The sequence below is a fragment of the Rhodopseudomonas palustris genome (assembly GCF_007005445.1).
Lineage (GTDB): Bacteria > Pseudomonadota > Alphaproteobacteria > Rhizobiales > Xanthobacteraceae > Rhodopseudomonas > Rhodopseudomonas palustris_G.
On the sequence record NZ_CP041387.1, the window covers coordinates 4,020,011 to 4,033,254 of the forward strand.

The 13,244-nt window shown below is 66.4% G+C and carries 10 protein-coding genes; 7 read left to right on the forward strand and 3 right to left on the reverse strand.

The window, feature by feature from the left end; translation table 11 throughout:
- Positions 1-72 precede the first annotated feature (72 nt).
- From FLL57_RS18490 to FLL57_RS18520, 7 genes are all read left to right on the forward strand, one after another.
- Positions 73-570 (forward strand): MarR family winged helix-turn-helix transcriptional regulator, encoded by a 498-nt coding sequence (locus FLL57_RS18490; protein WP_142883643.1) that lies wholly within the window; start codon positions 73-75, stop codon positions 568-570.
- Between the two features lie 170 nt (positions 571-740).
- On the forward strand, positions 741-2,165 hold the full coding sequence (locus FLL57_RS18495; protein ID WP_142883644.1) for a caspase family protein: 1,425 nt from the start codon (positions 741-743) through the stop codon (positions 2,163-2,165).
- A 120-nt stretch (positions 2,166-2,285) separates the two neighbouring features.
- A complete protein-coding gene (locus FLL57_RS18500) occupies positions 2,286-2,936 on the forward strand; it encodes an OmpA family protein (protein ID WP_013504488.1) in 651 nt (216 codons plus the stop codon).
- Between the two features lie 159 nt (positions 2,937-3,095).
- Positions 3,096-3,983, forward strand: coding sequence for an efflux RND transporter periplasmic adaptor subunit (locus FLL57_RS18505; RefSeq protein ID WP_013504489.1), 888 nt, complete (start codon positions 3,096-3,098; stop codon positions 3,981-3,983).
- Positions 3,983-7,126 carry an efflux RND transporter permease subunit gene (locus FLL57_RS18510; RefSeq protein ID WP_142883645.1) on the forward strand — a complete coding sequence of 1,048 codons (3,144 nt, stop codon included), beginning with the start codon at positions 3,983-3,985 and terminating at the stop codon, positions 7,124-7,126. Before FLL57_RS18505 ends, FLL57_RS18510 begins: the two co-directional genes overlap by 1 nt.
- A gap of 50 nt (positions 7,127-7,176) precedes the next feature.
- On the forward strand, positions 7,177-8,997 hold the full coding sequence (locus FLL57_RS18515) for an AsmA family protein (protein WP_142883646.1): 1,821 nt from the start codon (positions 7,177-7,179) through the stop codon (positions 8,995-8,997).
- A gap of 109 nt (positions 8,998-9,106) precedes the next feature.
- Positions 9,107-10,006, forward strand: coding sequence for an efflux RND transporter periplasmic adaptor subunit (locus tag FLL57_RS18520; RefSeq protein WP_142883647.1), 900 nt, complete (start codon positions 9,107-9,109; stop codon positions 10,004-10,006).
- Positions 10,007-10,043: 37 nt separating this feature from the next.
- Here FLL57_RS18520 and FLL57_RS18525 read toward each other — a convergent pair whose 3' ends face one another.
- The 3 genes from FLL57_RS18525 to FLL57_RS18535 all read right to left on the reverse strand — a co-directional run bounded on the left by FLL57_RS18525 (position 10,044) and on the right by FLL57_RS18535 (position 13,230).
- A complete protein-coding gene (locus tag FLL57_RS18525) occupies positions 10,044-10,325 on the reverse strand; it encodes a superinfection immunity protein (RefSeq protein WP_013504493.1) in 282 nt (93 codons plus the stop codon).
- Positions 10,326-10,635: 310 nt separating this feature from the next.
- The gene (locus FLL57_RS18530) at positions 10,636-12,273 is read right to left on the reverse strand and encodes a lysine--tRNA ligase (protein WP_013504494.1); all 1,638 of its coding nucleotides are present in this window, start codon (positions 12,271-12,273) and stop codon (positions 10,636-10,638) included.
- Positions 12,274-12,306: 33 nt separating this feature from the next.
- Positions 12,307-13,230, reverse strand: a complete 924-nt coding sequence (locus FLL57_RS18535) for a transporter substrate-binding domain-containing protein (RefSeq protein ID WP_433962602.1) — start codon at positions 13,228-13,230, stop codon at positions 12,307-12,309.
- Between the last annotated feature and the right edge of the window lie 14 nt (positions 13,231-13,244).

The following is a 13,244-nucleotide window of genomic DNA, read 5'->3' on the forward strand; positions in this document are numbered from 1 at the left end:
TGCGTGATAGTTTCATTTGCAACTATCTAAGCCGCGATCGTCGCGCCGCGCAACCCGGCCCTGGAGAAATTTTTGCCGAAGCTCGATTTGTTCTCGTTCGTGCCGTTCCAGCTCAACCGGCTGGCCGCGGAAGTCAGCGCCGCTCTGTCGGAGGAGTATCAGCAGCGCTACGGGCTGGATATTCCGGGCTGGCGCATTCTCGCCACGCTCGGCTTCCGCAACGACGCCTGCACGGCGCAGTTCATTGCGCAGTGCACACGCACGCACAAATCGACCATCAGCCGGGCAGTGACCGGCCTGCTCGAGCGCGAACTGATCGAACGGGTCGAGAACGAGGACGATCGCCGCGAGTTTCGGCTGCGGCTCACCAAGAAGGGTCGCAATCTATATCACGAGCTGGTGCCGCGGCTGAAGCGCAAGGAACAGGAGATCCTGTCCTGCCTGACGGAGCGGGAGCGGGAGCAACTGGCCGCCGCCCTCGGCAAGATCGAGCGACATCTGAACCTGATCCAGGCCAGCCACGACCATTCCGAGACGGCACCGGCGAAGGCGCCGGCTTCCATCGGGTAGTCGGTCGTTCGGCGCCGAGTCGCGAGCCGGAAACTCGGGAATGCTACCACGATAGGCGCCGCAGCGGGCGGCGATTGACAGGTACGACGACGGCGGGGTGAGATGCGGTGCACAAAGTCTGAGTTGATCGGCCCAGCTCCAGGGCCCCGCCTCTGCAGGTCCGGCATCGCATGAAGGTCCGTCTCGGCTTGCTCGTGCTCGTGCTCGCCGCGATCGTCGCGGCGCCGCATTCCCATGCCGCAGATAGGTCGGCGCCACGGGTCGCGCTGGTGATCGGCAACAGTAAATATCCCGATGCCGACAAGCCGCTCAGTCAGGCGGTCAGCGATGCCCGCGAACTCGCCGACGACCTGAAGCGCGCCGGCTTCGATGCAGAGCTCGGCGAGGACCTGAGCGGCGATGCGATGCGCCGCGCGTTCGACCGGCTGTATCAGCGGACCAAACCAGGCGCAGCCGCGCTGGTGTTCTTCAGCGGTTTCGGCATCCAGTCGGGACGGCAGAGCTACCTGATCCCGGTCGATGCGCAGATCTGGACCGAGCCTGACGTCCGGCGAGACGGCATCGCGCTCGAGACCGTTCTCAATGAGCTGAACAGTCGTGGCGCATCGGTCAAGATTGCCCTGATCGACGCTTCGCGCCGCAATCCGTTCGAGCGACGCTTTCGCAGTTTCTCCGCCGGCCTCGCACCGGTGATCGCGCCGAACGGCTCGCTGGTGATGTACGCCGCCGCATTGAGCGCCGTCGTCACAGATAATACGCGCGCGCGCAGCCCATTCGCCGATGCTTTGCGCGGCGAGATCCGCGCACCCGGCATATCCGCCGAGGAGGCGCTCAATCGCACCCGGACCGCCGTCACCCGTGCCTCGGGCGGCGAGCAGGTACCGTGGATCTCATCCTCTCTGGCCGAGGACTTCGTCTTCGTCCCCGGGGCCGAGGCGGACAAGCCGATCGCTGCTGCCGGGCCGGCGAAACCAGCCGCCGCCGCTCCTGCGGAGATCGCAAAACCGGCGACAGCGCCGCCCGAAACCAAGCCACCGGAGGCCGCGGCAGCGAAGCCGGCGGGTGGCCGCGACGACGACAGACTGGCGCTGGCGCTCGCCGGCGATCCCACGGTGAAATCGCTGAGCGCTCAGATTGCGGACAAGCCGTCCGACGGCAATGCGTATTACCGGCGCGGTCAGGTCTATGCCAGCAAGGGCGCATATCGGACCGCGATCAAGGACTTCGACGAAGCGATCCGCCTGAACGCCAAGGACGTCGAAGCCTACAACAATCGCTGCTGGGTTCGCACCGTCATCGGCGAGCTGGAGTCCGCGCTGCCTGACTGCGACCAGGCGCTACAGCTCCGCCCCAATTTCGTCGATGCGCTCGACAGCCGCGGTCTGCTGCACCTGAAGAGCGGCCGCGACAAGGCGGCGATCACCGACTTCGACGCCGCGCTCGAGATCAATCCGCGGCTGACTTCGTCGCTGTACGGCCGCGGACTGGCGCGCAAACGGATCGGGCTGGCCTCCGAGGGCGAGATCGACCTGACCACCGCCAGAAAGCTCGATCCGAACATCGGCAAAGAGTTCGCCGGCTACGGCGTGCAATAGGCGTGACGGTCACGTCGCGCCGCGTTGAACCTGCCGCCGCGATGGCGCGACGATCAGAACGACGAGGCGATGCCGATCCTTCGCCAGCAAAGCGGTCGCCCAATCGCAGGAGAACGAACGATGACCTGGATGCCCGCAGCCCAACACCGCGCCGTGCTCGGCGCCCTCATCCTCGGCCTCAGCGCAGTCCTCCCGTTCGTCGCCGCATCGGCCGGTGAGGTCACATCCGACCAGATCGTGCGGGCGCTGACACCGAACAAGCCGCTGACCCGCAGCCTGTCGGCCGCTCAGCCGGCCGCCACGGCCGCCGACCCAATTCAGGCCAAGTTCGTCGATGGCCTGCGCAACCGGCCGACCCGGTCACTGTCGTCCGCTGAACGGACCCAGATCGCCGAGATCACCAAGGACAAGCCGAATATCGATCTCGAAATCACCTTCGAATACAACTCCGCCAATATCAGCCGTCAGGCGGCACCGGCAGTCGAAGCGCTCGGCAAGGCGCTGTCCAGTCCCGATCTCAAAGGAGCGACCTTCGTGGTCGCCGGCCATACCGACAGCGTCGGTGGCGAAGGCTTCAATCAGGAGCTGTCGGAACGCCGCGCCGATACCATCAAGCGGGTACTGGTCGAAAAGTACGACATTGCGGGCGCCGACCTCGTCACCGTCGGTTACGGCGAGAGCCGGCTGAAAGATCCGGCGCACCCCGATAGCGGCGTCAATCGCCGGGTGCAGGTGGTCAACATGTCGGACCAGAGCGCTTCTGCCAAATGATCGGCATTCCAACCGATACCGGCTATGCTTCGAGGCGTTCCGCTCCGCGGGACGCCTTCGCTGTTTTGTCACTATTGGGCGGTGTATAGAATCCCCGGCGTGCGCGAGCGCGAGAACCGGGGTGACGTCAGGCATTTCGACAGTTCGGCGAGTACAGAGATGATCGATGCGTGGACCCGCCCGAACCTGTTGCCGGCACGCGCTGCGATCGTCGCCGGGCTGCTCTGCACCATGGTCACGATGGTCCGCGCGGATCAGGCCGCGACCAATGCAGGCGTTCAGGTCGTGGTCGCCAAAGCCGCCAACGCCTGCTTCTCCGACATGGTCCGGGTCACCGGCTTCGTGGTGCCACGCAGGGATGCGGTGGTGATCGCCGACAGCGACGGCCGCGTCACCGACGTGCTGGTGCGCGAGGGCGACATCGTCACCGACAATCAGGATTTGATCCGCGTCAGCGGACCCGGCGGCAGCAGGACGCTGAAGGCGCCGGCGGCCGGGCTGATCACCGAGGTGCGGACCGCCGCCGGCGCGCCGGCCTCGCCGCTGGCCGGACCGATGCTGCGGATCGCCGTCGGCAATGAACTCGAGATCGACGCCGAAGTGCCGAGCATTCACGCCCTCAAGGTCAGGCCCGGTGCCGCGGCGCGGATCAGCCGCGACGACGGCACCGAACTCACCGGCACGGTGCGGCTCGGCGCGCCGCAGATCGACCGCAAGACCCAGTTCGGTCAGGTGCGGATCGCGCTCGCCGCGTCGCCCGCGCTCAAGGTCGGGATGTTTGCCCGCATCACCATCGACGCGCGGCGGAGCTGCGGCGTCGCGATCCCGCGGTCGGCGATCGACCATTCCACCGTACAGGTGGTGACGGACAACGTCGTCGAAACCCGTTCGGTCAAGGTCGGGCTGACTTCCGATAGCGCGATCGAGATCGTCGAAGGGGTGCGCGAGGGTGAAATCGTGGTGGCCGACGCCGGCACCTCGCTGCAGGACGGCGACCGCGTCAAGCCGATATTCCCCGACGACACCGAGCGATCGAAAGCGCGCTGATGGGCCTCAACGTTTCCTCCTGGTCGATCCGGCACCCGCTGCCCTCGATCGTGTTCTCGATCATCCTGCTGGCGCTGGGCTGGATCAGCTTCACCAAGCTGGCGGTGACGCGGCTGCCGAGCGCCGACATCCCGGTGATTTCGGTGGCGGTGTCGCAGTTCGGCGCGGCGCCGGCCGAGCTGGAAGCGCAGGTCACCAAGACCATCGAGGACGGCGTCTCCGGCGTCGAAGGCGTGCGCCACATCGCTTCCTCGATCACCGACGGGTTGTCGGTGACGACGATCCAGTTCGCGCTGGAAACCAACACCGACCGCGCACTCAATGACGTCAAGGACGCGGTGACGAGGGTCCGCGCCAACCTGCCGCAGAACATCAACGAGCCGCTGATCCAGCGCGTCGACGTGATCGGCCTGCCGATCGTCACCTATGCGGCGATCTCGCCCGGCAAGACGCCGGAGCAGCTCTCCTGGTTCGTCGACGACGTGGTCAAACGTGCCCTGCAGGGCGTGCGCGGCGTCGCCCAGGTCGAGCGGATCGGCGGCGTCGAACGCGAGATCCTGGTATCGCTCGATCCCGACCGGCTGCGCGCGGCGGGATTGACCGCGCTCGACGTCTCGCGGCGGCTGCGCGGCACCAATGTCGATCTCGCCGGCGGCCGCGCGGAGATCGGCAACAACGATCAGGCGATCCGCACGCTGGCCGGCGCCCGGGCGCTGAACGACCTCGCCGGCACCATGATCAGCCTGAACGCTGGCGGCGAGGTGCGGCTCGACGATCTCGGCACCGTGACCGACACCATCGCGGCGCGGCGCACCTTCGCCCGCTTCAACGGCGAGCCGGTGGTCGCACTCGGCATCAAGCGCTCCAAGGGCGCCAGCGACGTCGTGGTCGCCGAAGCCGTGCAGAAGCGGATCGATGCGCTGGCCGCGCAATATCCCGATGTCGAATTGAAGCTGATCGACACTTCGGTCGACTACACCAAAGGCAATTACGAGGCGGCGATCTCGACCCTGTTCGAGGGCGCGATCCTCGCCGTGATCGTGGTGTTCCTGTTCCTGCGTGATTTCCGCGCCACCGTGATCGCGGCGATCTCGCTGCCGCTGTCGATCTTCCCGGCGTTCTGGGCGATGGACATGCTGGGGTTCTCGCTGAACCTAGTCAGCTTCCTCGCCATCACGCTGTCGACCGGCATCCTGGTCGACGACGCCATCGTCGAGATCGAAAACATCGTCCGCCACATGCGGATGGGCAAGTCGCCGTATCAGGCGGCGATCGAGGCCGCCGACGAGATCGGGCTGGCGGTGATCGCGATCTCGCTGACCATCATCGCGATCTTCGCGCCCGCAAGCTTCATGTCCGGCATCGCCGGGCAGTTCTTCAAGCAGTTCGGCATCACGGTTTCGGTGCAGGTGTTCTTCTCGCTGCTGGCGGCGCGGTTCGTCACGCCGGTACTGGCGGCGTATTTCCTCAAGGACCACCCGCACGTCGAAAAGCCGCCCGGCACAATACTCCGGACCTATACGAGCATCGTCACCTGGTCGGTGCAGCACTACTACATCACGGTGCTGATCGGACTCGGCACCTTCGCCGCCTCGATCTGGAGCATCGTGCTGCTGCCGCAGGGCTTCCTGCCGGCGCAGGACACCGCGCGCTCGGTGCTGGCGATGCAACTGCCGCCCGGCACCCAGATCGGGACAACCGAGAAGACCACCGAGGCGATCGTCAAGCTGCTGCGCGAACGGCCCGAGGTCCGAAGCGTGTTCGTCGACGGCGGCCGGGTGCCGCCCGGCGTGCAGGAAGTCCGCCGCGCTTCGCTCATCATCAACTACACCCCGAAGAGCGATCGCTCGATCACCCAGCGTGAGCTCGAGCATGAAATCAGCAAGCAGCTCGATCAGGTGCCGGACATTCGCTACTGGTTCCTCGACGAGAACGGCCTGCGGGCGATCGCGCTGGTGGTGACCGGAAACGACAGCGCCGTGGTCGACAACGTCGCCCAGGAGCTGGCTTCGCAGATGAAGCGGATTCCGCTGATCTCCAACGTCATTTCGGAGACTGCGCTGGACCGGCCGGAGCTGCGGATCCGGCCCCGCGCCGATCTCGCCGCCCGGCTCGGCGTTTCGACCGAGAGCCTGTCCGAGACCATTCGCGTTGCCACCATTGGCGACGTCGGCCCGGCGCTCGCCAAGTTCGACGCCGGCGACCGGCTGGTGCCGATCCGGGTGCAGCTCGAAGAATCCGCGCGCGGCGAACTCGCCACTCTCGAACAGCTTCAAGTCCCGATCTACGGCGGTCGCGGCGCGGTGCCGCTGTCGGTGGTCGCCGACGTCAAATTCGATCAGGGCCCGACCAGCATCAATCGTTACGACCGGCTGCGCCAGGCGACCGTCGCGGCCGATCTGGTCGGCAATTCGGCGCTCGGCGACGCCACCAAGCAGATCAACGAGCTGCCGGTGATGAAGTCACTGCCGAAGGGCGTGAAGGTCAGCCCCTCGGGCGATGCCGAGAACCTCGCCGAACTGTCGGACGGCTTCGCCACTGCAATCAGCGGCGGACTGATGATGGTGTATGCGGTGCTGGTGCTGCTGTTCGGCACCTTTCTGCAGCCGATCACCATCCTGTTCTCGCTGCCGCTGTCGATCGGCGGCGCGATCGCCGCGCTGCTGCTGGCCGGCAAGCAGCTCACCACGCCGGTCTGGATCGGCATCCTGATGCTGATGGGCATCGTCACCAAGAATGCCATCATGCTGATCGAATTCGCCATGGAGGCGATGCGTGACGGCAAGAGCCGCGACGCCGCGATCATCGACGCCGGCCAGAAGCGCGCCCGCCCGATCGTGATGACCACGATCGCGATGGTGGCCGGCATGACGCCGAGCGCGCTGGCGTTCGGAGCCGGCGGCGAGTTCCGCTCGCCGATGGCGCTGGCGGTGATCGGCGGCCTGATTTTCTCCACGGTGTTGTCGCTGATCTTCGTGCCGGCGGTGTTCATGATGATGGACGACGTCGGCCGTGGCTTCTGGGCCGTGGGCAAGAAGCTGCTGAGCGGCAGCGCCCGCGAGGCGGCCGAGGCGGCGCCCGCACCATCCGCCGGTACGGAGCCCACGCCGCCCGCCGACAAGCCGTCATTCCGGCGCGAATGACATTGTGGCCGCAGGACCAGATGGGTTCGCCGCATGAGTGAGGAGCCGAGATGAAGCCGATCAGGATCGCAGGCGCCATTGCGGCCCTGCTCGTCGTCGCGGCCGCGCTGCTGATCGCGATCGGGATTCCGGCCGGTGCACTGACCACAGCAATCCAGAGTCGGATCGAGCGCGACACCGGCTACCGGGTCACGATCGCCGGGACCGGGACGGTGCGGCTGTTCCCCGCAGTGGCGCTCACTCTGCACGATGTGACCGCGGAAACGCCGGAAGGCGGCCCAGCGGATCCGAGGCTGAAGATCGCCACCGTCCGCGCCGAATTGCCGCTGACCAGCCTGGTATCCGCGACGCCGCGCATCACCGAACTGACGCTGATCAGTCCCGAGCTCCACCTGCCGCTGCTGCGCCGGCGCGGCGACGCGGCAGCCACGCCTGCGTCCGCGCGCAAGGCCGACGCCGGGCTGGCCGAGATCGAACGCATCGTCATCCAGGACGGCGCGGTGGTGATGACCAGCGCTGCCGATCGCATCGAGCGACGGATCGGCGGCATTCAGGCCGACGTCGAGCGCGACGACGCCAGAGGTCCGATTACCGCAAGCGGCTCGGCGGCGCTGGGCCGGTCGCCGCTGTCGTTCGAACTGACCGCGACGCCGCCATCCGACGACCGGCAGCCGATATTGGTCGACGTCACGCTCGACGCACCGGGGCTGCTGACGTCGCGGCTGAGAGCGAGAGCGGAGGCCAGGCTGCGCGACGCCACGCTGTCGATCAACGGCATCAGCGGCAAACTCGGCGACGCCCCATTCAACGGCTGGGCGGCGGTCGACGTTGCCGGCAAGCCGCGGGTGAAGCTCGATCTCGATTTCCGGCGTCTCGATCTCGTCGCCATCACCCGCTCCGTCCCGCCGGGCGCACCGTGGAGCGAGGCGCCGCTCGACTTCGTCGGCTTGAACTACGTCGATGCAGAGATCCGGCTGTCCGCCGCCGAGCTGAACATCGGCCCGGCGCGGATCGCGCCGGCGTCCGCCGACGCCGGGCTGGCCAGCGGCGTGCTGTCGGTGCGGGCGAGCCGTCTCGGCGCCTATGGCGGCGAAGCGACCGGGACGCTGACGATCGACGCATCCAACACGGAGCCGTCGTTCAATCTGCGATGCGACATCGATGGTGTTCAGGCCCTACCGCTGCTCGACGGGCTGACCGATTTCGACCGGCTCGACGGCAAGATGCAGGCGAAGCTGGCGCTGCGCAGCAGCGGCGGCAGCGCCCGCGCGATCGCATCCGGCCTGAACGGCAGCGCCGCGATCGGACTCCGCGACGGCGCGATCCGCGGCATCGACATCACCCGCATGATCCGCAACCTGACCGCGCACCCGCAGGACGGCTGGCAGACCGCTCCCACCGACGCCACCGATCTGAGCGAGTTCGCGGCGTCGTTCCGGATCGTGCAAGGTCAGGCCGTGACCTCCGACCTCCAGTTCGCCGGTCCGCTGGTGCGGATGACCGGCGCGGGCACCATCGACCTGCCCGCCAAGACGCTGGCACTCGCGGCCGAACCGAAACTGGTGCTGGCGACCCCAGGCCAGAACAGCTTGACGCGAGGCGCCGGCGGACCGGGCGCGGAACCGATCGGCCTCGGTGTCCCGGTGAAGATCGAAGGGCCTTGGACGGCGCCGCGAATCTTCCCTGACATCGCCGGAATGCTCGACGATCCGGACGCCGCGTACCAGCGCCTGCGCCGGATCGGCAGTGGTCTGTTCGGTCTGCTCGGGAGCAGCCCACCCAATCATGGCGCCGCAGACGCAACCGATCCTCATGGCGACGACCCCGGCGCCGCCGCGAATGCGATCATCAAGCAATTGTTCGGACGGTGACGATCCGATGCAGCAGATAGCAGATACATCATACGGGGATCGAAATAATACGGGGATCGGACCGGCGCGCCGTGCCCGTGAGCGATCGCGGTCTGGACGAGGAGCGACAATGACGGCGAGCCTCGCTCTGCCTCGGCACGGCCGACAACGGCCGCGCTTCGCAACAGCGCTCCTGATGCTGGCGGCGGCCTGCGGGCAGGTGCAGCCGGCCGTTGCTCAGCAGAGTGAGGTCGGCGCCCAGGCCGTGACGGTGCTGGTGGCCGCCAAGGCCTGCTTTCCGGCCATCGTCGAAGTCTCCGGCTTCCTGATCCCGCGCGACGAAGTCTCGGTGCGCCCGGACCGGCCGAACGCCAAGATCACGGACGTCCTGATCGACGCCGGCGAGACCGTAACCCAGGGCCAGACACTGGCCAGGCTGGAGGGCGGCAGCGCCGTGCAGGCGCCGGTCGCCGGGCTGGTGTCGGCGTCGACCGCCATGATCGGTGCGCCGGCGTCGTCGAAGGGCGAAGCGCTGTTCACCATCGTCACCCGGGGTGAGTTCGATCTGGTCGGCCAGGTGCCGACCCGCGACATGCCGCGCCTCGCGGCCGGACAGGCCGCGACCGTCAAGGTGGTCGGCGACGCCAACGAGATGCAGGGCAAGGTGCGCCGCGTTTCCGCGACGGTGGAGCCGAAGACCCAGCTCGGCAACGTGTTCGTCGGCATCGGTTCGGACAAGCGTCTGCTCGCCAACGCATCCGGCCGTGCCGCCATCAAGACCGGTGAGAGCTGCGGCATTTCGGTGCCGCTCACCGCCGTGATCTACGACCCTGTCGGCACCGTCGTGCAGGTCGTCCGGCGTCAAACCGTTGAAACCCGACGGGTCGAGATCGGGCTGATGGCGGGTGGCAATGTCGAGATCCGCGACGGCCTGAAGGAAGGCGATATCGTGGTGGAGCGTGCTGGCGCCCAGCTTCGCGAAGGCGACGCGGTGCGGCCGGTCCTGACCTCCGGCGCTTCGACCAAATAGCAGCCGAAGCGCCCTCGGCGATCGGACGCCCCGACGATCAGCCGCGGGCGCTGTGCGGTCCAGCCACCCGCGCCAGCGACAGACGCTCCCGATGCGTCCCCTCCTTGTCGGCGAAGACCGCGTAGTACAACGCGTAGGCCCAGCCGACCCCGGTCCAGCCGAGCAACAGATTGCCGGCATAAAGTCCCCATTTGTATTCGACGTTGCGCGCAAACGCGATCAGCATCGGCGCGCAATACAGCACAGCGGCAACCAGATACATCGACCAGACGATCACCTGCATATTGGCGTCGTAGGGCAGCCCAGCCAGTCCGGACATGTCTTTCCTCCATGAGACTTGATGTGGGAAATGGCACTGTCTTTCCCTTTGGAGCTGACGAGCAAACTCACGGCGCCGTTCGAGCGGCGACCCGACGAGGGAATATCGTTGCGTGAACTGTGCGGAAGACGCGGCGCAACAAACTTTGTTTGAAATCAAGAGTGCAACGCGAAAGGCCGCGTCATTTCAACGCGGCGGGGACGCAATCAGGGTTGATCACGTCGATAACAGGTATCAGCGCGCCACTCACGATCAGTATCGTGAATAGCGCACTGATGATGCAATGAATGATCCGGGTGGCGACTGTGAGTTACGCGCTGCGCGCCAGCGCGCCGTCGATCATCGCCACCGCATTGCCGACGCCGTAGACGGCCACGAACGAACCGAACCGCGGCCCCTTCTCCTGGCCGAGCAGCACCTGGTACAGCATGTTGAACCAGTCGAGCGACACGCCTGGCTTGCCGTCCTTGGCGGCCTTCTTGTGATCGAGGAACGGCTCGCGGCGGCCGATCTCGTAGACGACGTCCTGGATCGCCTCGGCGGTGGCGTCCGCCGGCAATTGCGACAGCGCATCGCGCAGGTCCTGCAGCGCCGCGCGCTCCTGATCGGTCGGATCGCGGAACACCTTGGTGGGCGCCACGAAGTCGCGATAGTAGTTGATCGCGTAGCCGACCATCGCGTCGAGCTTGGGATGCGTTTCGGGGGTGACGCCCGGCCGGTAGCGGCCGATGAAACCCCACAGCGTCTCGGCGTTCTCGGCATTGGACGACGATACCAGCGTCAGCAGGAGCTGGAACGTCACCGGCATGTCGGCCTTCGGCGGCTGGCCGGAATGGATGTGCCAGACTGGGTTGGCGAGCCGCTGCTTCAGATCCTGGCGGGCGTAGCCGTCGAGGAATTGCTGATAGTCGTCGACGTTGCGCGGAATCACGTCGAAATAAAGCCGCTTCGCCGCCTTCGGTTCGCGGTACATGAACAGCGACAGCGATTCCGGCGAGGCGTAGCGCAACCACTCCTCGATCGTCAGGCCGTTGCCCTTCGACTTGGAGATCTTCTGCCCCTTGTCGTCGAGGAACAGCTCGTAGTTGAAGCCCTCCGGCGGCGTGCCGCCGATCGCCTGGGCGATCTTGCCTGAGAGCTTGACCGAGTCGATCAGATCCTTGCCGGCCATTTCGTAGTCGACGCCGAGCGCGGTCCAGCGCATCGCCCAGTCCGGCTTCCATTGCAGCTTGCAATGCCCGCCGGTGACCGGAACGGTGACGCGCTCGCTGGTTTCCGGATCGTCGTACGACACCGTGCCGGCCTTGACATCATGCTCGACGATCGGCACCTGCAGCACGATCCCGGTGCGCGGGCAGACGGGGAGGAACGGCGAGTAGCTGGCGGCGCGCTCCTCGCGCAGGCTCGGCAGCATGATCGCCATCACCTTGTCGAGCCGCTCCAGCACCTTGAGCAGCGTCGCGTCGAACCGGCCGGACTTGTAGTAGTCGGTTGCCGAGGCGAATTCGTAGTCGAATCCGAAAGTGTCGAGAAAGGCGCGCAGCCGCGCATTGTTGTGGGCGCCGAACGAATCGTGGGTGCCGAACGGATCCGGCACGCTGGTCAGCGACTTGCCGAGATTCTTCTCCAGCAGCTCCTTGTTCGGCACGTTGTCCGGCACCTTGCGCAGACCGTCCATGTCGTCCGAGAACGCCAGCAGCTTGGTCTTGATCTTGTCGTCGGTCAGCACCCGGAAGGCGTGGCGGACCATCGTGGTGCGCGCGACCTCGCCGAAGGTGCCGATGTGCGGCAGGCCCGACGGTCCGTAGCCGGTCTCGAACAGCACCTCGTCCTTCGGATGCTTTTTCAGCCGGTTCACCAGCGCGCGCGCCTGCTCGAACGGCCAGGCGTTGGATTGTTCGGCGAGGGTGCGCAGCTCGGAAGCGCTCGGAAGGTCGATCGTGGTCATTCGGGTCTCCAGCCGCCTTTGAAGGCGGGTCTTTCAAAACGGGCTGACGGAAAAATACCGCAACCAAAGATCGGTGTACTGGCCCTTGTCCCAAACCCGGAACAGCGCCCAATTCAGCGCCTGGCGCAACGTGTCGTTGCCCTTGCGCACAGCGATGCCGACGCCTTCGCCGAAATAGCGGCTTTCCAGAAACGGCGCGCCGGCGAAGGCGCAACAATTCTCCGAATCGGTGCCGTTGATCCAGAACGCCAGCGAAATCGCATCGCCGAAGATGAAGTCGACCTCGCCGCGCTTCAGCGCCGCGCGCAGCGCCTCGGCATTCTGATAGGAATGCAGCTCGGCGTCGGTGAACATCGCCTTCAGATAGGCTTCGTGCGCCGAGCCCGCGACCGCACCGATCTTGCGACCCTCGAGATATTCGGGGCGCATCTCCGGAATCACCGCGTCCTTGCGGGCGACGAACCGGGCCGGCGTGCGATAATACGGATCGGTGAAATCCAGCTTGGTGCGGGTTTGCGGCGTCACCGCCAGCGACGCGATGATCGCATCGCCGCGGTTGCTGGAAAGCGCGTCCAGCAGGGTCTCGAACTTGCGCATCTGCACCGTGCAGGTGACCTTGATCTCCTCGCACAGCGCGCGCGCCAGATCGACGTTGAACCCCGCCGGATTGCCGTCAGCCCCGGTGAAGTTGAACGGCGGGTAGTCGACCTCGGTGAGGAACCGGATCATGGTCAGGCGCGACATGTCCGGCCGCTCCGGCCGCCGGCGCGGATCCCAGAACCCCGGCACCGCATGGGCGGTGGCGTTGGCAACCGCCTTCGCCTCCGGACTGGTCTGGGCGGCACGCGCAGGCATCGGCGCCAGCAACGCGATCGTCACGGCATACGCCAGCGCCGCAAGGCGCGTGCGCGATGCGGCGAGTCGACTATTGCCGAAAAAAACAATCTGTGGTTGCATAATCAAGGGTTCCG